Genomic DNA, 20,078 nt, shown 5'->3' with positions numbered 1-20,078 from the left:
GAGAGGCTCCCAGCCAGACGACTGGGTTGATAGGCCGGATGTGGAAGACAGGACTAAAGACTGTCGGAGCTGACCGGTACTAATAAGCCGATAACTTGATAATCACTACACTCATACCGTTGTAAAGGCTGGTAGGAGTGGTCAGAGATTGCTTGCGTCCACTTTGTGGTTCCCAGAAGACGGGCACCCCGCATCCTCCTTCGGGAGGAGCGGAACAATTGAATACACGCACGGCGTGTAACCCAGATTTGACCATGTGCCCTCGGATGCGTGTGTCCCCAGGGTTACGGCGGCCATAGCGAGAGGGAAACGCCCGGTCACATTCCGAACCCGGAAGCTAAGACTCTCAGCGCCGATGGTACTGCAGGGGGGACCCTGTGGGAGAGTAGGACACCGCCGGACACTATTCACGATGGCCACCCAGAAATGGGTGGCCATCGCTGTTTAACCGGTCGGTCTCTGTTCGAAGAGGAACAGGGCCGGCCGGAGCGACGATGACCGTCGTCGCCCGACTCCGGAACGAGGAGCAGCGATGACTCAGCACGACCCGACCCCCTCTCCGGCGTCGAGGCCGCTCCAGAACGGCTTCGACGCCGTGGAGGAACACGTCCTGTCAGACGAGCTCCTCCGGATCGAGCAGACTGCGCTCAACGAGAGGGCAGCCGGATACGTCCAGCTGCAGGAGCAGCTGCGCATCCGACTCGAGAACGCGGACCGCGACCGATGACCGACGACTCGCGACTCGACTCGGCTCTCGCCGAACGGGGCATCGCCCGGTCCCGCACCCATGCCGCTCGGATGATCGCCGACGGTCTGGTGACGGTAAACGGCGTCCCTGCACTGAAGCCCTCGATCCGCGTCCGCGACGATCAGGACGTCGCGGTCGCCGGCCTCGACCACTACGTCAGCCGGGCCGCCCACAAGCTGCTCGCCGCCCTCGACACCTTCGTGACGGTGCGAGTCGCCGGCCGGAACGCTCTCGACGTCGGGGCGTCGACGGGCGGGTTCTCGCAGGTCCTGCTCGAGCGCGGCGCCGCCTCGGTGATCGCGCTCGACGTCGGGCATGCCCAGCTCGCTCCGCGGATCCGGTCCGACGATCGCGTCCACGTGGTGGAGGGGTTCAATGCGCGGGATCTCACCGCCGCCCGGCTCGCCGAAGCCGCCAGGACGGAGATCGTCCCGGACCTGGTCGTGTCCGACGTGTCCTTCATCTCCCTGCGGATGGTTCTGCCTCCCGTCGCCGCCTCCGTGGATCCGCTCGCCGACTTCGTGGTGCTGGTGAAGCCGCAGTTCGAGGTCGGCCGCTTGGGAGTGCGGGAGGGGATCGTCCGGGATCCGGAGCTGCGTCGCGAGGCCCTCTCGGACGTCCTGTGGTCGGCGTGGGACCTGGGGCTCGGCGTCGTCGGGCTGGCCGAGTCGCCACTCCCGGGGGGCGCTGGGAATCGCGAGTATCTGACGCACCTCCACCGCGACCGCGGATCGATTCCGACAGAATGGAAGGACGCGGTCACCGCGCTCACCTCCGGATGACGCGATCGTGTCCGCCGCTGTCGACCGACCAGAAGGACACACCCTCGATGCAGTCCCCTCGTGACGAGCGCAACATCCTCGTCGTCGCCCACACCGGACGGGCGGACTCCCTCGATGCGGCGGTCCTCGTCGTCGAGCGCCTCCGGAACTCGGGCGCCCACCCCGTCCTCTGCGCCGACGACAAGGGCGACATCGTCGCGGTCGCTCCGGATCTGAGCGACGTCGCCGTGCTCGGGTCCGACGTACCGCTCGAGTCCATCGAGCTCGTGTTCGTGCTCGGCGGCGACGGTACCATCCTCCGCGCGGCGGAGATCGTCCGGTCCGGGACGGCCCCTCTGCTCGGCGTGAACCTCGGCCACGTCGGGTTCCTCGCCGAGAGCGAGCGGGACGATCTCGACGACGCCGTCGCCCGTGCGCTCGACGGCGACTACGCGGTCGAGGAGCGGATGACCCTGCAGGTGCGCGTCAAGATCGACGAGGCCGTCGTCTACGAGACCTGGGCGCTCAACGAGGCCACGGTCGAGAAGGGCAGCCGCGAGCGGATGCTCGAGGTCATGGTGGGCGTCGACGGACGTCCGCTGTCGAGCTTCGGCTGCGACGGCATCGTCGTGTCCACTCCGACCGGTTCCACCGCTTACGCCTTCTCCGGGGGCGGCCCCGTCGTGTGGCCGACCGTCGAGGCGATGCTCCTCGTTCCGCTCAGTGCCCATGCGCTCTTCGCGCGGCCCCTCGTCGTGGGCCCGTCGTCGAGCCTCGCCGTCGAAGTCAAGGAGAGGACCGACGGCGTCGGCGTCCTCTGGGCCGACGGCCGGCGCGCCTACGAGCTGCCGCCGGGAGCGCGCGTCGTCTACCGGCGCTCGCCCGTGCCCGTGCGCTTCGCACGCCTGCACGACGCCCCCTTCACCGATCGACTCGTGCACAAGTTCGGTCTCCCCATCCGCGGATGGCGGGGGTCGGCGGAGACGGAGTAAGGCCCGATGCTCGAAGAGCTGCAGATCCGCGACCTCGGAGTGATCGCCGAGGCGACGCTCCCGCTCGGGCCGGGCTTCACCGCGGTCACCGGCGAGACCGGCGCCGGCAAGACGATGGTGGTCACGGCGCTCGGCCTCGTGCTGGGCGCGCGCTCGGACGCGTCCGCGGTGCGCTCGGGAGCGAAGCAGGCCTGGGTGTCGGGGCGCTGGCTGGTCCCCGAGGAGGGCCCGGTCGCCGAGCGGGTCCACGACGCCGGCGGCGATCTCGACGGCCCGGAGCTGCTCCTCGCGCGCTCGGTCTCGGCGGAGGGACGCGGGCGAGCCGTCGTCGGCGGCCGGAGCGCACCGGTCAGCGTGCTGAGCGAGCTCGCCGATCAGCTGGTCGTCGTGCACGGGCAGTCGGACCAGATCCGCCTCCGCTCCGCCGCGGCGCAGCGCGAGGCGCTCGACCGGTTCGGCGGACCCGGTCTCGCCGACGCCGTCCGCGACTACGCGAGCGCCTTCGAGCGCTGGCGTGCCAACCGGGAGGAGCTCGACTCGCTCACCGAGGCCCGGGAGACGCGCGCCCGCGAAGCCGAACGGCTCCGCTCGGCCCTCGCCGAGATCGAGGTGGTCGCCCCCCAGCGCGGGGAGGACGTCGAGCTTGCGGCGCAGTCCGCCCGGCTCGGGAGCATCGAGCAGCTCCGGCTCGCCGCCGGCGAGGCCCGCGAGGCGATCTCGTCCGAGGAGCTGGACGGGCGGGACGCGCTCGGGCTCCTCGAGACGGCGCGGCGCGTGCTGGAGCGGGCGGCCGAGCACGACGCCGCCCTGCAGCCGACGGTCCAGACGCTCGGCGAGGCGGCGGTGCTCCTCGTCGACGCCGCCGGCGGGCTCTCCTCGTACCTGGCGGAGCTCGACCTCGACGGCGCACACGACCTGGAGCTGATCGAGAACCGGCGGGCGGAGCTGTCCCTGCTCGCCCGCACCTACGGACCGACGCTGGACGACGTGCTCGACCTGGTGGACTCCTCCGGACTCCGCCTGCTCGAGCTCGACGGCGACGACGAGAGGATCGCGGCTCTCGAGGCAGACACCGCTGCCGACGCGGACCTCGTCGACCGCCTCGCGACCCGGCTGACCGAGCTGCGGACCGCGGCGGCCGCCGAGCTGGGGGAGCGGGTCAGCGACGAGCTCACCGCGCTGGCCATGGCGGATGCGCACCTGCACGTGAAGGTGACGGCCGCGGGGGAGCCGAGCGTCCACGGGCGCGACTCCGTCGAGATGCTGCTCCAGCCGCACACCGGGGCCGCACCCCGGCCCCTCGCCCGCGGAGCCTCGGGAGGCGAGCTCTCGCGGGTGATGCTCGCGATCGAGGTCGTGGTCGCCGCCACCGACCCCGTGCCGACGTTCGTCTTCGACGAGGTCGACGCAGGGGTCGGCGGAGCGGCGGCGATCGAGATCGGCCGACGGCTCGCGCGGCTCGCCGAGACGTCGCAGGTCATCGTGGTGACCCACCTCGCGCAGGTCGCCGCATTCGCCACGAACCACCTCCGCGTCGAGAAGGGCTCGGACGGCGCGGTGACCTCGAGCGCCGTGACGCAGCTCGACTCCGAGGAGCGGGTGTCCGAGATGGCGCGCCTGCTCTCGGGGCTCACCGACTCCGCCAACGCTCTCGCTCATGCGCGGGAGCTCCTCGAATCGAGTCGGCGGGGCTGATCGCGAGCGGCCCGGGACGACATCGATCCGTCCCGGGCGGTCCGCCGCCGCCGTTCTGCTGTTACGGTGGAACCCCGTGGTGGACTTTACGAACGCGGGCCTTTCCTCTTCTTCTCCCTCGGATCCCGAGGGCTCCTCCGGGTCCTCGACCCGGAGCGCTTCGACGGCCGGGCAGGACGCCCCCTCGAAGATCACGAAGCACATCTTCGTCACCGGCGGTGTCGTCTCCTCGCTCGGCAAGGGACTCACGGCCGCGAGCCTGGGCAACCTGCTGACCGCGCGCGGGCTGCGCGTCGTCATGCAGAAGCTCGACCCGTACCTCAACGTGGACCCGGGGACGATGAACCCGTTCCAGCACGGCGAGGTCTTCGTGACCGACGACGGCGCCGAGACCGATCTCGACATCGGTCACTACGAGCGCTTCCTCGACATCAACCTGAACCAGGCCGCGAACGTCACGACCGGCCAGATCTACTCGCGGGTCATCGCGCGCGAGCGCGCCGGCGAGTACCTCGGCGACACGGTCCAGGTCATCCCGCACATCACGGACGAGATCAAGCGGCGCATGCGCCTCCAGTCGGAGGACGACCCGCAGCCGGACGTCATCATCACCGAGATCGGCGGCACCGTCGGCGACATCGAGAGCCAGCCGTTCATCGAGTCGGCCCGCCAGGTCCGCCACGAGCTCGGCCGCCGCAACGTCTTCTTCGTGCACGTCTCGCTGGTGCCCTTCATGGGCGCCTCCGGCGAGCAGAAGACCAAGCCCACCCAGCACTCCGTCGCGGCGCTGCGCTCGATCGGCATCCAGCCGGACGCGCTGGTGCTGCGGAGCGACCGGCCCGTGTCGGAGTCGAACAAGCGCAAGATCGCGCTGATGTGCGACGTCGACGAGCAGGCCGTGGTCAACGCGAAGGACGTCGCGTCGATCTACGAGATCCCGCAGATGCTCAACGAGCAGGGCCTCGACGCCTACATCATCGACCAGCTGGGCCTCCCGGCCGGCGAGGTCGTCTGGGACGGCTGGTCGCGACTGCTCGAGGCCGTGCACGAGCCCAAGCACGAGGTCACCATCGGCCTGGTCGGGAAGTACATCGACCTGCCCGACGCCTACCTCTCCGTGACGGAGGCTCTGCGAGCCGGCGGCTTCGCGCAGCAGACGAAGGTCGCCATCCGCTGGATCGCCTCCGACGGGCTCGAGGACCCCGAGGCTGCGGCCAAGGCGCTCTCCGAGCTCGACGGCATCTGCGTGCCCGGCGGCTTCGGCATCCGCGGCATCGAGGGCAAGCTCGGCGCGCTGCGCTTCGCGCGGGAGAACGGGATCCCGACCCTCGGGCTCTGCCTCGGCCTGCAGTGCATGGTCATCGAGTACGCCCGCAACGAGGCCGGCCTCGAGGGGGCCTCGTCGTCGGAGTTCGACCCGGAGACGGAGTTCCCTGTCATCGCGACCATGGCCGAGCAGGTCGAGATCCTCGCGTCCGGGGACATGGGCGGCACGATGCGCCTCGGCCTCTACACGGCCGAGCTCGCCGAGGGCTCGATCGTCGCCGAGGTGTACGGCGCACCTGAGGCCGCCGAGCGCCACCGTCACCGCTACGAGGTCAACAACCGCTACCGCGACCGGATCGCCGAGGCGGGGCTCTGGTTCTCGGGCCTCTCGCCCGATGGCCACCTCGTGGAGTACGTCGAGCTGCCCCGCGAGAAGCACCCCTACTACGTGGGCACGCAGGCGCACCCGGAGCTCCGCTCGCGCCCGAACGCCGCGCACCCGCTCTTCCGCGGCCTCGTGACCGCCGCCCTCGAGCGCCAGGAGGCCTCGCGCCTCTTCCCGGCATCGGAGGCGGGCGCCGATGAGTGAGCCGCTGTCGGACGAGCTCGTCGAGCCGGAGGTCCTGACCAGTGAGCGCGTCTTCGACGGGATGGTCTGGGGCGTCCGCGCGGAGACGTTCCGCTACGGCGGCGGCGAGCTGCGCCGGGAGTTCCTCGATCACACGGGAGCCGTCGCGGTGCTGGCCCTCGACGACGAGGACCGCGTCGCCCTGATCAAGCAGTACCGGCACCCGGTCCGCACCCGCGAGTGGGAGATCCCGGCCGGCCTGCTCGACGTGGAGGGCGAGGATCCGCTGGTCGCCGCTCAGCGGGAGCTGGGCGAGGAGACGGACCTGCAGGCCGAGCGCTGGGACCTGCTCTCGGAGTTCGCGACCTCGCCGGGCGGCAGCGACGAGGTCATCCGGATCTACCTGGCCCGCGGGCTCTCGTCCACCGGCTCCGCCTTCGACCGCGAGGCGGAGGAGGCCGACATGGAGCTGCGGTGGGTGCCGCTGGACGAGGCGGTCGAGGCGGTCCTCGCCCGCCGGGTGCAGAACCCCTCGCTGACGATCGCGGTGCTCGCGGCGCACGCGTTCCGCTCGCGCGACTGGGACGGGCTGGGCGACGCGTCCTCGCCGTGGACGCGCCACCCGCGGGTCCGCCACCCCCGGGGGTGAGCCCCCGCGCCTGCGCCGAGGCGTACCTCCGGCAGGCGAGCGTGGAGCGCGGGCTCTCGGGGCACACGCTCGCGGCCTACCGGCGCGACCTGGAGCTCTACCTCGGCTGGCTCGAGGAGCGCGGGACCGTCGATCTGGCGCAGCTCGGACGGGTCGACGTGGGGGAGTTCTCCTCCTGGCTGGCCGCACGCCCGGAGCGGCCGCTCGCGGCGAGCTCGCGCGCACGGATCCTCTCGAGCGTCCGAGGGCTGCACCGCTTCGCCCTCGAGGAGGGGGTCGTCGCGGACGACGTGGCCCGGGACGTGGTGCCGCCGAAGATCCCGATGACCCTGCCGAAGGCGGTCACGGTCGAGCAGATGGCGGCACTGCTCGACGCGGCGCGCGGCGAGGAGCTCGCGGACCTGCGGGACCGGGCCCTGCTGGAGCTGCTCTACGCGACGGGCGCGCGCATCTCGGAGGCGGTGGACCTGAACGTCGACGACGTGGTCGCCGCGGAGGTGGTGCGGCTGACGGGCAAGGGGTCCAAGCAGCGGATGGTGCCGCTCGGCCGCTTCGCCCGCGAGGCGGTCGACGAGTACCTCGTCCGTGCGCGGCCCGAGCTCTCGCGGAGGGGGCGCGCGACGCCGGCGCTCTTCCTGGGGGTCCGCGGGAGCCGCCTGTCGCGGCAGAGCGCCTGGCTGGTCATCCGCGCCGTCGCCGAGAAGGCCGGGCTGGACCGGGAGATCTCGCCGCACACCTTCCGGCACTCCTTCGCGACCCACCTGCTCGCGGGCGGCGCCGACGTCCGCGTGGTGCAGGAGCTCCTCGGGCACGCCTCAGTGGCGACGACGCAGATCTACACGCTGGTGACGGCGGACACGCTCCGGGACGTCTACACGTCCGCGCACCCGCGAGCGCGGCGCTAGAGCCGCGGACCCGCGCGGCGGGGCGCGGCGGCCGGGGAGCGGGGCGCCGGTACACTCGTCGGAGGCCGCGCGGGAGCGCACGCCGCCACGGAAGCGAGGACGACGCAGGTGACACGCAAGACGGACGACAAGGCCGAGCTCACCGGTCTCGAAGCCCCGACGCTCGGCCCGACCGGCCGCCCCCTGCGCGGCTTCCCGCTGCCGGTGGAGCTCACCGGTCACGGCCCCGCTCGGATCATCTCCCTCTGCAACCAGAAGGGCGGCGTCGGCAAGACGACGACGACCATCAACCTGGGCGCGACCCTCGCCGAGTACGGCCGCCGCGTGCTGGCCATCGACTTCGACCCGCAGGGCGCCCTCTCGGCCGGCCTCGGGGTCACCACCTACGACGCCATCACGATCTACGACCTGCTCCTCGGCACCGTGAAGGACCCGGCCGAGGCGATCCGGAGGACCCGCGTGCCGGGCCTGGACGTCATCCCGGCCAACATCGACCTCTCCGCCGCCGAGGTCCACCTCGTCAACGAGGTCGCGCGCGAGCAGATCCTCGCCCGGGTGCTCCGCAAGGTGAGCGCGGACTACGACGTCATCCTGATCGACTGCCAGCCCTCGCTGGGCCTGCTCACGGTCAATGCGCTCACCGCGAGCCACGGCGTCCTCATCCCGCTCGAGTGCGAGTTCTTCGCGCTGCGCGGCGTCGCCCTGCTGATCGAGACGATCGACAAGGTCCGCGACCGGCTCAACCCGGTGATCGAGCTCGACGGCATCCTGCCCACGATGTACGACTCCCGCACCCTGCACTCGCGGGAGGTGCTCGACCGGGTGGTCGACGCCTTCGGCGACAGCGTGCTCGAGACGGTGATCGGCCGCACGGTGAAGTTCCCGGACGCCAGCGTGTCCGGCGTCCCGATCACCCAGTTCGCGCCCGAGCACAACGCCGCGAAGGCGTACCGCAAGCTCGCCAGGGAGCTGATCTCGCGTGGCGCGGTCGCCTGAGGTCCTCCTCGAGGAGCGCGCCGCTCCCACCGGGTTCCACCTCGCGCTGACCAACTTCGAGGGTCCGTTCGACCTCCTGCTGAGCCTCATCGCGAAGCAGCAGGTCGACATCACCGAGATCGCGCTGAGCGCCGTGACGGACGAGTTCCTCTCGTACCTGCACGGGATCGACTCGCTCGAGGGGCTGGACCGCGCGTCGGAGTTCCTCGTCGTCGCCGCGACGCTCCTCGACCTGAAGATCGCCGGGCTCCTGCCCCAGGGCGAGCTCGTGGACGCGGAGGACGCGGCGCTGCTGGAGGCGCGAGACCTGCTGTTCGCCCGGCTCCTGCAGTACCGCGCCTTCAAGCAGGTGTCGTCGTGGTTCGCCGAGCGGATCGCGATCGAGACCGCCCGCCACGTGCGGGACGTGCCTCTGGAGGAGGAGTACCGGTCCGCGAAGCCGGAGCTCGTCTGGACCCTGTCGCCCGCCGACTTCGCCGCCCTCGCGACCGTCGCCCTCGCTCCGCGCGAGCTGCCGACGGTGGGCCTGGACCACCTGCACGCCCCGCAGATCAGCATCCGGGAGCAGGCCGCCCACGTCGTGGCGGTGCTGCGCGCCCGCGGGAGGGCCACCTTCGGCGAGCTGATCGCGGACGCCGACGAGAAGGGCGTGATCGTCGCGCGCTTCCTGGCCGTGCTCGAGCTCTACCGGCACGCCGCGATCTCGTTCGACCAGCCGGAGCCGCTCGGCGAGCTCACGCTGCGCTGGGTCGCCGAGCAGTGGAGCGATGCGAGCCTCGCCGCGCTCGGAGCCGACTATGACTCCTGACGCCGGCCCCGGGACCGTCGCGTTCGAGATCGACCGGGCGATCGAGGCGATCCTGATGGTCGCGGACGAGCCGCAGCCGCTCGCCTCCCTCGCGACCGCGCTGTCGAGGCCGATCGCCGTGGTCCGCCAGTCGATCGAGCGCCTGGTCGCCGACTACGACGGCGCCGACGGGCCGACCCGCCGGGGCTTCGAGCTGCGCGAGGTCGGTGCCGGCTGGCGGATCTACGTGCGCCGCGAGTACGACCCGGTGGTCAAGGACTTCGTCCTGACGCAGAACCCGACGCGGCTCTCGCAGGCGGCTCTCGAGACGCTCGCCGTGATCGCCTACAAGCAGCCGGTCTCGCGCGGTCAGGTCGCGCAGATCCGCGCGGTCAACGTCGACTCCGTCGCGCGCACCCTCCTCGGCCGCGGCCTCATCGCGGAGGTCGGCCACGACCCCGAGACGGGCGCGGTCCTCTACGGCACCACCGAGCAGCTGCTCGTGCACCTCGGCCTCACCTCGCTCGACGAGCTGCCGAAGATCTCCCCCCTACTGAGCGACGGAAGAGACGGATTCGATGAGCGCGCCTGACAGCGGCCCCGACGGCGAACGACTGCAGAAGGTCCTCGCGGCAGCGGGGGTCGCCTCCCGACGAGTGGTCGAGGAGATGATCGTGGCGCGGCGGATCCGCGTCAACGGCGAGGTGGCGGACGAGCTCGGCCGCCGCATCGATCCGGCGACCGACCGGATCGAGGTCGACGGGGTCGCGGTGCAGCTGGACACCTCGCGCCGCTACGTCATGCTCAACAAGCCGATCGGCGTCGTCAGCTCGCTGGCGGACGAGAACGGACGCACCGACCTCAGCCTCTACACGAAGAACTTCGAGGAGCGGCTGTTCAACGTCGGGCGCCTCGACGCCGAGACCTCGGGCCTGCTGGTGCTGACCAACGACGGCGAGCTCGCCCACGTCCTCGCGCACCCGTCGTTCGGAGTGACGAAGACCTACATCGCGAAGGTGCACGGGCAGGTCCTCCCGCAGACGATCGCGACGCTGACCTCCGGGATCGAGCTCGACGACGGACCGGTTGCCGCCGACAAGGCGCGTCTCCTCGGCCGGCCGGAGGGCCGCTCGAACGCCTCGCTCGTCGAGATCACCCTGCACTCCGGTCGCAACCGGGTCGTCCGCCGGATGATGGCGGCGGTCGGCCACCCGGTGATCGAGCTCGTCCGGCGCCAGTTCGGGCCGCTGCACCTGGGCACCCTGCGCTCGGGCGATCTGCGCGACCTGACCCGGGAGGAGCTGGGCGCGCTGCTCACGATCGCGCGGCAGGGCGGCGAGGCGGTGGCGGCAGCTCCCGCGGTCCCCTCGAAGAAGGCGAGCGCGGGTGCGCGGCGGCCCCGGCCTGACAGCGGCGAGCGCGTCGCCCCGGCGGAGCGCGGCTCGGCCGGGCGATCCTCGGATCGCGGCGGCTCGGCGGGACGGTCGTCCGACCGCGGCGGCTCGGCGGGACGGTCGTCCGATCGCGGCGGCTCCTCCGCCGGCGGCGGGCGGAGTGACGGTCCTCCGCGCCGGTCCGGCGCCGACAAGCAGCGCCGCGCCGATCGCTAGGCTGTCGGGGTGAACGAGCTCCTGCACCCCGCGCCGCCCGCGATGCGGACGACCGGGACGGTGCGGGTGGTCGGCTCCGGACTGCTCGGCGCCTCCATCGGCCTCGGCCTCGCCTCCCGCGGGATCGACGTCGTCCTCGACGACGCCTCGCCCGCGAGCCTCTCCCTCGCCATCGACTACGGGGCCGGCCGCGCCGCCTCCGCCGACGACCGGCCCTCCGTCGTCGTCGTCTGCGTCCCTCCTGACGTCACCGCGAGCGTCGTCGAGCGCGAGCTCGCGGCGCACCCCGGAGCCGTCGTCACCGACGTGGCGAGCGTCAAGACCCAGCCGCTGCGCGAGCTGCGCTCCCGCGGCGTCGACCTCGCCCGCTACATCGGCTCGCACCCGATGGCCGGCCGCGAGCGCGGCGGACCGGTCGCCGCGCGGGGAGACCTCTTCGTCGGCAGACCCTGGGTGATCTGCCGCGACGGCGAGACCGCGCCCGACGCGCTCGCAAGGGTGGAGGGCCTCGCTCTCGACCTCGGCGGCACCATCGTCGAGATGGACCCGGAGGAGCACGACCTGTCGGTCGGCCTCGTCTCGCACGCCCCGCAGGTGATCTCGTCACTGCTCGGCCAGCGCCTCCTCGACGCCCCGAACGCGGCGCTCCGCCTCGCCGGGCAGGGCGTCCGCGACGTCTCGCGCCTGGCGGCCTCGGCCCCCGAGCTCTGGATGCAGATCCTGGCCGCGAACCGCGAGCACGTCGTCGCGGTGCTCGACGCCTTCCGCGACGACGTCGCCGCGGTGGCCGACGCGCTTCGCGACCTCGAGGCGCCCGGCTCGCGCCGCGTGCTCGCCGAGCACCTCGCCGCGGGCAACGCCGGAGTGGCGCGCCTGCCCGGCAAGCACGGCCAGGACCAGCGCTTCTCGACCCTGATCGTCCTCGTCGACGACTCTCCCGGAACCCTCGCGCGGCTCCTGGTGGAGATCGGCGAGGCGGGCGTCAACCTCGAGGACGTGCGCCTCGAGCACGCGCAGGGGCGCCGAGTGGGTCTCGCCGAGATCTCGGTCGTGCCCGAGGCGGTCGCGCCGCTGACCGAAGAACTGACCATACGCGGCTGGAGGATCGCCGGATGAGCACCGAGCAGAACAGGCAGGAGGGCGGCCTGAACAGGATGACGCCCGCCCGCCGGGCACAGCAGAGCATCCCGGAGGACGGGGGCGCGGCTCCCGAGCGCGAGGCGCGCTCCGAGGCCGCCGAGCAGGGCGACTTCGGCGAGGCCGTCGTGGTCGCCATCGACGGCCCGGCCGGCAGCGGCAAGTCCAGTGTGTCGAGGGCTGCCGCCCGCCGCCTCGACTTCGAGTTCCTCGACACGGGAGCGGCCTACCGCGCGCTCGCCTGGCACGGGCTCGACCGCGGCCTCGACTTCGAGGACCAGGACGCGATCGTCGACGCGCTCGACGGCTTCGACTACTCCATCGGCACCGACCCCGAGTCGTACTCGGTGTGGGTCGGTCCGACCGAGGTGACCGCCGCCATCCGCGAGCCCCGGGTGACCGCGCGCGTCTCGGCCGTGGCGAAGGTCCCCGAGGTCCGTCGGAGGATCACACTGCTGTTCCGGAGGATCATCGGCGAGACGCGTCGGGAGGGCATCATCGTCGAGGGCCGCGACATCACGACGGTCGTCGCACCGACCGCTCCGGTCCGGATCCTGCTGACGGCGAGCGAAGAGGCTAGAATGGCCAGGCGTTCGCGCGAGGTCACCACGGAATCCGCCGAGGCGACGGGTCAGGCGCTGCGGTCGAGGGACCGCGCCGACTCGCAGGTGGTCGACTTCATGAACGCCGCAGAAGGAGTCACTCTTCTCGACTCCACTCATCTCGACTTCGAGCAGACCGTCGACGCGGTCGTCGCCGAGGTCCGAACTTCGAGAGCAAGGGCCGGTCATGGCACAGGACACGCACGTCGGTGACGACGAGCTGAACTTCGGAGACGACGACCTCGTCGAGCGCCTCGGCGACCTCGACGAGCAGCTCGCCTCCTCACGCGCGCAGGCGCTCCGGAGCGGACTCGAGGACTACGACCTCGACGAGGAGGACCTCGACCTCCTCGAGTTCGCCGGGGAGGACTCGGACGAGGTCCGCTACCTCCCCGCCCTCCCGGTCGTGGCGATCGTGGGCCGCCCCAACGTCGGCAAGTCCGCGCTGGTGAACCGCATCCTCGGCCGCCGCGAGGCCGTCGTCGAGGACACCCCGGGCGTCACGCGCGACCGCGTGTCCTACAAGGCGGAGTGGATCGACCGGGCGTTCACCATCGTCGACACCGGCGGCTGGGAGCCCGACGCCCGCGGCATCGACGCCTCCGTCGCCATGCAGGCCGAGATCGCCATCGACCTCGCCGACGCCGTCATCTTCGTCGTCGACGCGAACGTGGGCGCGACCGCGACCGACGAGCACGTCGTGAAGCTGCTGCGCAAGACGAAGAAGCCGGTCTTCCTCGCCGCCAACAAGGTGGACGACGCCCGCCAGGAGCCGAACGCCGCCTCGCTGTGGTCGCTCGGCCTGGGCGAGCCCCGCCCCGTCTCGGCGGTCCACGGCCGCGGCGTCGCCGACCTGCTCGACGCGGTGCTCGAGAAGCTCCCTCTGGAGTCGGCCGTCGCCAAGCGCGAGGTCGGCGGACCGCGCCGCGTCGCGATCCTCGGCCGCCCGAACGTCGGCAAGTCCAGCCTGCTCAACAAGGCCGCGGGGGAGGAGCGGGTCGTCGTCAACGAGCTCGCCGGCACCACGCGCGACCCGGTCGACGAGCAGGTCGAGATCGCCGGCAAGGTCTGGCGCTTCGTCGACACCGCGGGCATCCGCCGCCGCGTGCACCTCCAGCAGGGCGCCGACTTCTACGCGTCGCTGCGCACCTCGACCGCGCTCGAGAAGGCCGAGGTCGCCGTCGTCGTCCTCGACGTCTCGCAGCCGATCTCGGAGCAGGACGTCCGCATCATCGACCTGGTGCTGGAGTCGGGCCGGGCTCTCGTGCTCGCCTTCAACAAGTGGGACCTCCTCGACGACGAGCGCCGCCGCTACCTCGAGCGCGAGATCGAGACCGACCTCGCCCACGTGGCGTGGGCGCCCCGCGTCAACATCTCGGCCCGCACCGGCCGACACCTCGAGAAGCTCGTGCCGGCGCTCGAGCTCGCCCTCGAGTCGTGGGACACGCGCATCCCGACGGGCAAGTTCAACGCGTTCCTCGCCGAGCTCACCGCGGCGCACCCGCACCCCCTCCGCGGAGGCAAGCAGCCCCGCGTGCTCTTCGGCACGCAGGCCTCGTCGCGCCCGCCGACATTCGTCCTCTTCACGACCGGGTTCCTCGACCCTGGCTACCGCCGCTACATCGCACGCCGCCTGCGCGAGATCTACGGCTTCCAGGGTTCGCCGGTGAACGTCAACATGCGCGTCCGCGAGAAGCGCGCGCGCTGAGCCCAGCCGCACCGTGTCCGGCCCGTGGGAGCTCCTCCCGCGGGCCGTCCGCGTCTCCGGGAGGAGCGGTCGTCGAGACGAGGGGGCGGATGCCGCTCCGATGCGGCCCGATCGAGCAGGTCGGCCTCGTCGCGAGCGGGAGTCACGGGCGGCGCGGCGCTGCCGCCTACACGGCGGCCTCCCTCGAACCGGGCGGTCGTCTTTCCGAGCGGGCGTCGGCAGGGCCGGGAGGCCGGTCAGTCGCCGGTGGCGAAGGGCCACCACGGCGGCAGGAGCCGTCGGTAGGCGGCGAGGTAGCTGCCGGGATCGCGGGGCGCGGGCAGGCGGAGCCACTGCTCCATCAGGCCGACGGAGCCCGCCGCGAGGAACGAGGCCGTCGCGTCCTCGAGGAACCCGAGCGGTGCTTCCGCGGCCGGGACGTCGAGGATCCCGGTGTCGAGCGTCGCGGAGACGGCGGTGCGGAAGTGCCCCGCGAGCATCGCGCGGAGGCCCGAGTCGCCGCCGGGGGCGTCGAAGGCGCGGAGGTAGAGGTCGCGGTGACCGTCCAGGTGGCCGAGGACGCGGGAGGTGCCCTCGCGGATGCTCGCGTCGGTCGCGGCGCCGCTCCGGAGCTGCTGGAGGTAGCCCTCGCGGATCGCGTCGAGCTCGTCCTGCAGGGCGGCGCAGAGCAGTTCTGCGGCGGAGGAGGCGTGGGCGTAGAAGGTGGAGCGGTTCACGCCGGCGAGATCCGTGATCTCGGAGACGGTGAGGGTGGCGACGTCGCGGCCGGTCGCGAGTTCGATGATGGCCCGGTGCAGGGCCACCTGTGATCGCTTCTGCCGCGCATCCACTGCTGACGCCTCCCGAGCTGCCGACGGCGCGTCGACCCGTGCCGACGCGTTCCGCGCAGCGAGTCTACGGGGCCCGCTCGTTTTCACTTCCGGCGTCGGCATCCGCTAAGGTAGTCGAGTTGCCCGGGCCTCGGCCCGGTCTGCCACGGGCTGTGGCGCAGCTTGGTAGCGCACTTGACTGGGGGTCAAGGGGTCGCAGGTTCAAATCCTGTCAGCCCGACGGAAAGCCCTGATGAGACCACTGGTCGTCGTCAGGGCTTCCGTCGTTTCCGGGCCTCGTCGTGAGGCTGCGGGTCGCTCACCGGAGCGCTGCGGCGACCTCGGCGAAGGCCTCGCGACGTCGAGCGGAGCGCGCCTCCCGCTCGGCGGGATCCCGTGCCCAGAGCGCCTGTCGGGACGGATGGAAGGTGCGGATCACCGTGAGGCAGCGCTCGCGCTCGATCGCCGGGTGCCGCCTGAGGAGGCGCCGCCAGCCGTGATCGGCGTCGCCGCCCTGCAGGAGGACCACCTCGACGTCGGAGGCGAGCGCGAGCAGATGCAGGACGGTCTCGACGCCGGCGTCGAGCTGCTCGGCGTTCGGCGCCTGGTTGATGTACCAGGGGTAGGCGTTCCACGGCAGCAGGTCGGCGGGGGCGAGGCCCACCTCGTCCATCAGCCCGGCCATGAGCTCCGCCGTCGGTCGTCGTTCTCGGTGCAGAGGAAGCCGCTTCCGACGCCGTCCTGGGTGGCGGGGCCGGGATCGCTGAGGACGCTGACGACGCGCGCCTCCACTCCGCCGTGCAGGGGAGCGACGTAGGGCAGCCAGCCGCGTCCGTAGGGGTTCCGCAGCTCGTCGATCCAGCGGTTCACGGGAGCCACGTGCGGTGAGTAGCGCTGCTCCCACTGGGCGCGGCGGAAGGAGAGGTCGGCCATGGAGCGGGGCATGTCCGCACCCTGGAGGGTGACCGGGGCGGCGCGGCACCCTTCCTGGTCGTCGGCCGTGCCGGCGGCGTCCGGACTGAGAGGCCGGAGCGGCATGCACGGCGTCTCCCCGACCGCCCGCAAGGGCGGCGGCAGGCCGGCTCCCTAGCGTCGGTGGACGTGACCCACTCCGCTCCGCTCGCCCGCTGGTGGCGCGAACCCTGGTGGGCGCGGCTCACCCTCCTCGCGATCCTGTGCGGATCGACGGTCCTCACCGGCTGGAATCTCGCCCGGGGCGGAGACGCCGTCTTCTACGAGGCGGCGGCGCGGTCGATGTCGGAGTCGTGGCACGCGCTGGCGTTCGGAGCCTTCGATCCCGCCGCGTCGGTGACGCTGGACAAGCTCGCGGGATTCGCGGTGCCGCAGGCGCTGAGCATCCGCCTGTTCGGGATGTCGACGTCGTCGATCGCGCTGCCGCAGCTGCTCGAGGGGCTGATCACCGTCGCGGCGTGCTCGGTCGTCGGGCTCCGATGGGGCGGCCGGGGGCTCGGGCTGGTCGCGGCGGCCGCGGCGGCGAGCACGCCGATCTTCGTGTCGATGTTCGGGCACCCGATGGAGGACGGCCTGCTGACGGCAGCGCTCGCCGTCGCGCTGATGTGGTGGCAGCGCGCGGTGCTGACGGAGCGGTGGTGGCCTCTCCTGTTGGCCGGAGCGTTCATCGGGATCGGCTTCCAGGCGAAGATGATGCAGGCCTGGTTCGTCCTGCCCGCCCTCGTAGTGGCGACTCTCGTCGGGGTGCGCGGGTGGCGCCGAGCGCTCGCCTGGGCGGGCGGGCTCCTGGCCGTCGCGGTGGGCGCCTCGGTGGCGTGGATGGTCGCGATGCAGGCGGTGCCGGCAGGGGACCGGCCCTACATCGACGGGTCGACGGGGAACGACGTCTTCGCGATGGTGTTCGGGTTCAACGGGCTCGACCGGCTGATCCCGGGAGCGGTGCCCGGCGCCGTCGTCGCTTCCGCCCACGTGGCGACGATGGGCGGAGCAGCGGGGTCTTCGCCGGCCAAGCTGCTGCTGGCGCAGTACGCGACGCAGGTCGGCTGGCTGTATCCCGCGGCGCTCGCCGGGCTGGTGCTCGGCGCCGTGCGCTGGTGGCCGCGGCGGGGGAGGCGGGGAGGTGCCCGCGGTGCCTTCGCCCTCCTGGTCTGCCTCGCGGTGTGGCTGGTGACAGCGGCGGGCGTGCTCTCGGTGGCGACGGTGCCGCACATGGCGTACGTCGCGGCGATCGGCGTGCAGCTGGCGCTCCTCGCCGCGCTGGGCTGGGCGGAGGGGGTGCGGCTGCTCGCGTCGCCCCGGGTCGGCGCGCGGCTGGTGCTGCCGCTCCTCCTGGTCGGGCAGACGGCGTGGAGCGCGGCGCTCGCCGTGGGCGGGCAGCTGCCGTCGGTGCTGGGCCTGCCGCTCGCGGTGCTCGCCGGAGCAGGGCTCGTCGTGGTCGCGGTGGCGGCCCGGTGGAGTAGGGGCGGTGCGGCGGCGAGCAGAGGCGCGGCCCGGCATCGTTCGATCGCGCTCGCAGCGGCCGTCGTGATCCTGGCAGGGCCGATCGCGTTCAGCCTCCAGGTGCTCGACGCGTCCCTCGACGGGTCGGGCGGGGACGCGCTCGTCGGCCTGCGCTTCCCGCAGAGGGCCGAGACCTCGGCTCCGTTCGCGGTCTCGTCGCCGGACGCGGTCGGCGGGCACGACTCGATGACCGCCGACGAGACCGCACTGGTCGCCGCTGCTCGTGCCGCCGGCGGCGGGGTGGACGGAGCGCCCCTGTTCCTCACCGACTCCTGGGCGATCTCGGCGCCGATCATCACGGCGACCGGCGCGAGCGTGCTCACCGACGGCGGCTACTCCGGCCAGGCGCGGGTCTTCACCGAGCAGGACGTCGCCGGGATGATCGCGGCAGGACGCACGCCTCTGCTGGTTCTGAAGAACTCGGCGCCACCGACCGAGTCGGTGCGGAAGGCCGTGGTGGCGGACGGATGCACACAGCTGCAGGAGTGGGGGCCGGCGGCGACGGAGTCGGGAGAGCACGCCTCCGCGGTCACCGGGTTCTCGTTGTGGCGGTGCGTGGCGATGCCGCACGGCTCGGCGGGCGGGGTGTCGGGTGCCGGCCAGTGACGCCGTAGGGCAGTTCTCGCCTGGACGAGATCGGCTCCCGCCGTAACGATCGCCCTCGTCCTTGCGCTCGACGGGTCAGGCCAGGCCGAGGAGGTCGAGCGTCCAGGCGTGAGCGAGGACGTTCTCCTGGTGGGACTCCTCGGGCGTCAGTCCGCTGAGGTGACCGCCCGAGGTCGCACGGAGGACGACGTGCGCGGGATCATCGCGCTCAGCCACTGCCCGGTAGGCGCTTGCGAATTCCGCGATCGCCGACGCGTCGACTCGGGCATCGCGGAGACCGGCTCGAATCCACGCGCGCGGAAGCGGTCGGCTCCGCCCCACCATTGTGGCGATCGTCGCGAGTGGAGAGAGCCCGCTCGCGAGGATCCAGTCAGGGTCACCGAACTCCTCACGGTCGGACGCCGCCGCGGCTGCGGAGCGATCATCGAGCGCGCCGACGGGATCGAGGAAGGGATGCACGAGGTGGAGGCCACGGAGTTCTGCGGGGCGACGGAGGCAGACCGTCGCAGCGACCAGCGCGCCCGCGCTCGCCGCGGTGAGAAGGAGCCGGTGCGAGTCGATCCCTGGAAGCTCACGAAGCAACGCCAGGCAGGCGAGGAGGTCCTCGATCGGGCGCTCGCGGCCGAGGCCGGTCGCCTGCCGATGCCACTCCGGGCCGTTCTCTCCGCCCCCGCGGACATGGCAGTAGGCGATCGCGGCTCCGCGCGCGAGGAGGTCGTCCGTGAAGGGATCGAACGGCCCCTCGAGGCTGATGCCGTAGGCGCCGTAGACGTGGACGACGACGGGACAGCTGTCGGCGCCGTCAGGAGTCATCAGGGTGAGCGGGACGAGGGTGCCGTCCCGGCTCGGCGCAGTGAGTGACGTGACCTTCATCCGTTCTGTGACCTCGGTGGCGAGTGCCTTACCCGGTACAGGGGTGACGCAGTGGGCGCGGTGAGCAGGGGAGGAGACGAGCATGATCGGGTGGCGGGTGATCGGATCGACGGCGGGAACAAGGGTCCCGGCCGCCGGCGCGAGCCAGAGCGCGTCTGCCCCGCCGCCGGGCAGCCACACCGCTCTCCTGCCGGACGACCGACCGAGTACGAAGAGCTCACCCTGGGCCTCCTGCAGGTGCTCCGCCTGAAGGGCCTTCGGAACGGGAACCTCGAGAGGACGCGTCGAGCCGGTCATCCGGACGACTCCGTGCCGTCGATACAGGACCGCGAGGCCGCCCCTGCAGGCGGAGACATCCGCGTTCTCCGTGCCGAGGTCGAGGCGACGGCACGTCGGGGGACTGCTCTCCTCTCCGGTCAGCACCCAGTACCGGGAGTCGCGCGCCCCTCTCGATGCGAGTACGGCGATCGCCCCGGCGACGCTGCGCAGATCGAGCCTCCGAGCCTGATCGGGCTCTTCGAGCAGCACGTGGGGAGTCGTCAGGCTGCGATGCCACCAGACCGCCTGCCAGGGCCGACCCGCGTCGTTCCGCCTTATCCAGAGGAATCCGTCCGAGAACGATCGGATGCGCGGGGAGACGGGGCGCTCGTCCTGAACGATCTCGACGGCTCCGCTCCTGGTCGCGACGGCGACGCGGATGCGGTGATGCTCATCACCGTCCTGATCGCTCACAAGTGCGAAAGCGGCGGCGCCCGGCGAGAGCACCAGAGACTCCTGCGGTGCGATGACGAGGGTGTGCTGCACGGGGCGCCCGTCGGGATCCCGGAGGAGCACCTGCCGGGGGCCTGTCGGCTCCGCGGCTGCGCTCGACGGCTGCAGAGCTGCGAGATGTCG

At 72.2% G+C, this 20,078-nt stretch carries 18 protein-coding genes, 1 tRNA gene, 1 rRNA gene and 1 pseudogene; 17 read left to right on the top strand and 4 right to left on the bottom strand.

Translation table 11 applies throughout. The features are described from left to right. The first annotated feature begins 285 nt into the window (after positions 1-285). From rrf to der, 15 genes and pseudogenes are all read left to right on the top strand, one after another. A 5S ribosomal RNA gene (gene rrf, locus C5C39_RS08280) occupies positions 286-402 on the top strand. A 130-nt stretch (positions 403-532) separates the two neighbouring features. Beyond that, positions 533-727 carry a hypothetical protein gene (locus C5C39_RS08275; RefSeq protein WP_104353113.1) on the top strand — a complete coding sequence of 65 codons (195 nt, stop codon included), beginning with the start codon at positions 533-535 and terminating at the stop codon, positions 725-727. Continuing rightward, positions 724-1,530, top strand: a complete 807-nt coding sequence (locus C5C39_RS08270; RefSeq protein ID WP_104353112.1) for a TlyA family RNA methyltransferase — start codon at positions 724-726, stop codon at positions 1,528-1,530. Before C5C39_RS08275 ends, C5C39_RS08270 begins: the two co-directional genes overlap by 4 nt. Before the next feature lie 47 nt (positions 1,531-1,577). Further along, positions 1,578-2,501, top strand: a complete 924-nt coding sequence (locus C5C39_RS08265) for an NAD kinase (protein WP_104336014.1) — start codon at positions 1,578-1,580, stop codon at positions 2,499-2,501. A gap of 6 nt (positions 2,502-2,507) precedes the next feature. Further along, complete coding sequence (gene recN, locus C5C39_RS08260; protein ID WP_104353111.1) at positions 2,508-4,196, top strand: DNA repair protein RecN; 1,689 nt, start codon at positions 2,508-2,510, stop codon at positions 4,194-4,196. 190 nt (positions 4,197-4,386) lie between these two features. After that, positions 4,387-6,051, top strand: a complete 1,665-nt coding sequence (locus C5C39_RS08255) for a CTP synthase (RefSeq protein WP_104222604.1) — start codon at positions 4,387-4,389, stop codon at positions 6,049-6,051. Next, positions 6,044-6,679 carry an NUDIX hydrolase gene (locus tag C5C39_RS08250; protein WP_104233392.1) on the top strand — a complete coding sequence of 212 codons (636 nt, stop codon included), beginning with the start codon at positions 6,044-6,046 and terminating at the stop codon, positions 6,677-6,679. The genes C5C39_RS08255 and C5C39_RS08250 overlap by 8 nt, the downstream gene beginning before the upstream one ends. Continuing rightward, the gene (gene xerD, locus C5C39_RS08245) at positions 6,676-7,584 is read left to right on the top strand and encodes a site-specific tyrosine recombinase XerD (RefSeq protein WP_104353110.1); all 909 of its coding nucleotides are present in this window, start codon (positions 6,676-6,678) and stop codon (positions 7,582-7,584) included. The genes C5C39_RS08250 and xerD overlap by 4 nt, the downstream gene beginning before the upstream one ends. Positions 7,585-7,692: 108 nt before the next feature. Then, a complete protein-coding gene (locus tag C5C39_RS08240) occupies positions 7,693-8,580 on the top strand; it encodes a ParA family protein (protein ID WP_104353109.1) in 888 nt (295 codons plus the stop codon). Further along, positions 8,564-9,388: a ScpA family protein gene (locus tag C5C39_RS08235; protein WP_104353108.1), complete on the top strand. Its 825-nt coding sequence runs from the start codon at positions 8,564-8,566 to the stop codon at positions 9,386-9,388. The genes C5C39_RS08240 and C5C39_RS08235 overlap by 17 nt, the downstream gene beginning before the upstream one ends. Then, positions 9,378-9,959 carry an SMC-Scp complex subunit ScpB gene (gene scpB / locus C5C39_RS08230; RefSeq protein ID WP_104353107.1) on the top strand — a complete coding sequence of 194 codons (582 nt, stop codon included), beginning with the start codon at positions 9,378-9,380 and terminating at the stop codon, positions 9,957-9,959. The genes C5C39_RS08235 and scpB overlap by 11 nt, the downstream gene beginning before the upstream one ends. After that, a pseudogene (locus tag C5C39_RS08225) lies at positions 9,946-10,716 on the top strand (pseudouridine synthase); the annotation flags it as partial. The gene scpB and the pseudogene C5C39_RS08225, both read left to right, overlap by 14 nt. Before the next feature lie 303 nt (positions 10,717-11,019). Continuing rightward, positions 11,020-12,093, top strand: a complete 1,074-nt coding sequence (locus C5C39_RS08220; protein ID WP_104222605.1) for a prephenate dehydrogenase — start codon at positions 11,020-11,022, stop codon at positions 12,091-12,093. Continuing rightward, positions 12,090-12,929: a (d)CMP kinase gene (gene cmk / locus C5C39_RS08215; RefSeq protein WP_244229618.1), complete on the top strand. Its 840-nt coding sequence runs from the start codon at positions 12,090-12,092 to the stop codon at positions 12,927-12,929. The genes C5C39_RS08220 and cmk overlap by 4 nt, the downstream gene beginning before the upstream one ends. Next, positions 12,904-14,424 (top strand): ribosome biogenesis GTPase Der, encoded by a 1,521-nt coding sequence (der, locus tag C5C39_RS08210; protein WP_104222506.1) that lies wholly within the window; start codon positions 12,904-12,906, stop codon positions 14,422-14,424. Before cmk ends, der begins: the two co-directional genes overlap by 26 nt. Before the next feature lie 236 nt (positions 14,425-14,660). Here the strand turns inward: der and C5C39_RS08205 are convergent, their stop codons facing one another. Further along, complete coding sequence (locus tag C5C39_RS08205) at positions 14,661-15,254, bottom strand: TetR/AcrR family transcriptional regulator (protein ID WP_181136352.1); 594 nt, start codon at positions 15,252-15,254, stop codon at positions 14,661-14,663. A 146-nt stretch (positions 15,255-15,400) separates the two neighbouring features. Here C5C39_RS08205 and C5C39_RS08200 point away from each other — a divergent pair. Then, a tRNA-Pro gene (locus C5C39_RS08200) sits at positions 15,401-15,474 on the top strand. A gap of 78 nt (positions 15,475-15,552) precedes the next feature. On the opposite strand, the gene C5C39_RS17740 is transcribed toward C5C39_RS08200, so the two are convergent. Then, positions 15,553-15,918, bottom strand: a complete 366-nt coding sequence (locus tag C5C39_RS17740; protein WP_219813324.1) for a hypothetical protein — start codon at positions 15,916-15,918, stop codon at positions 15,553-15,555. Then, the gene (locus tag C5C39_RS17735; protein ID WP_219813323.1) at positions 15,906-16,178 is read right to left on the bottom strand and encodes a hypothetical protein; all 273 of its coding nucleotides are present in this window, start codon (positions 16,176-16,178) and stop codon (positions 15,906-15,908) included. The genes C5C39_RS17740 and C5C39_RS17735 overlap by 13 nt, the downstream gene beginning before the upstream one ends. 156 nt (positions 16,179-16,334) lie before the next feature. Between C5C39_RS17735 and C5C39_RS08190 the strand changes: the two genes are divergently transcribed. Continuing rightward, positions 16,335-18,311, top strand: coding sequence for a glycosyltransferase family 39 protein (locus tag C5C39_RS08190; RefSeq protein WP_104353115.1), 1,977 nt, complete (start codon positions 16,335-16,337; stop codon positions 18,309-18,311). Between the two features lie 75 nt (positions 18,312-18,386). On the opposite strand, the gene C5C39_RS08185 is transcribed toward C5C39_RS08190, so the two are convergent. Then, entirely contained in the window at positions 18,387-19,988 is a 1,602-nt protein-coding gene (locus C5C39_RS08185; protein ID WP_146078818.1) for a prolyl oligopeptidase family serine peptidase, read from the bottom strand. Positions 19,989-20,078 lie beyond the last annotated feature (90 nt).

This window comes from Rathayibacter sp. AY1F3 (assembly GCF_002931975.1).
In the GTDB taxonomy this organism is placed as follows: Bacteria; Actinomycetota; Actinomycetes; order Actinomycetales; family Microbacteriaceae; genus Rathayibacter.
Note: the sequence above shows the minus strand (reverse complement) of the source record. Positions and strands in the feature narration are given on the sequence as shown.

Excerpts from the sequence above, each read along its gene's own strand:
- C5C39_RS08275 (WP_104353113.1), top strand. The coding sequence starts at position 533 with ATGACTCAGCACGACCCGACCCCCTCTCCGGCGTCGAGGCCGCTCCAG.
- C5C39_RS08270 (WP_104353112.1), top strand. The coding sequence starts at position 724 with ATGACCGACGACTCGCGACTCGACTCGGCTCTCGCCGAACGGGGCATC.
- C5C39_RS08265 (WP_104336014.1), top strand. The coding sequence starts at position 1,578 with ATGCAGTCCCCTCGTGACGAGCGCAACATCCTCGTCGTCGCCCACACC.
- recN (WP_104353111.1), top strand. The coding sequence starts at position 2,508 with ATGCTCGAAGAGCTGCAGATCCGCGACCTCGGAGTGATCGCCGAGGCG.
- C5C39_RS08250 (WP_104233392.1), top strand. The coding sequence starts at position 6,044 with ATGAGTGAGCCGCTGTCGGACGAGCTCGTCGAGCCGGAGGTCCTGACC.
- scpB (WP_104353107.1), top strand. The coding sequence starts at position 9,378 with ATGACTCCTGACGCCGGCCCCGGGACCGTCGCGTTCGAGATCGACCGG.
- C5C39_RS08220 (WP_104222605.1), top strand. The coding sequence starts at position 11,020 with ATGCGGACGACCGGGACGGTGCGGGTGGTCGGCTCCGGACTGCTCGGC.
- cmk (WP_244229618.1), top strand. The coding sequence starts at position 12,090 with ATGAGCACCGAGCAGAACAGGCAGGAGGGCGGCCTGAACAGGATGACG.
- der (WP_104222506.1), top strand. The coding sequence starts at position 12,904 with ATGGCACAGGACACGCACGTCGGTGACGACGAGCTGAACTTCGGAGAC.
- C5C39_RS17740 (WP_219813324.1), bottom strand. The coding sequence starts at position 15,918 with ATGGCCGGGCTGATGGACGAGGTGGGCCTCGCCCCCGCCGACCTGCTG.
- C5C39_RS17735 (WP_219813323.1), bottom strand. The coding sequence starts at position 16,178 with ATGCCCCGCTCCATGGCCGACCTCTCCTTCCGCCGCGCCCAGTGGGAG.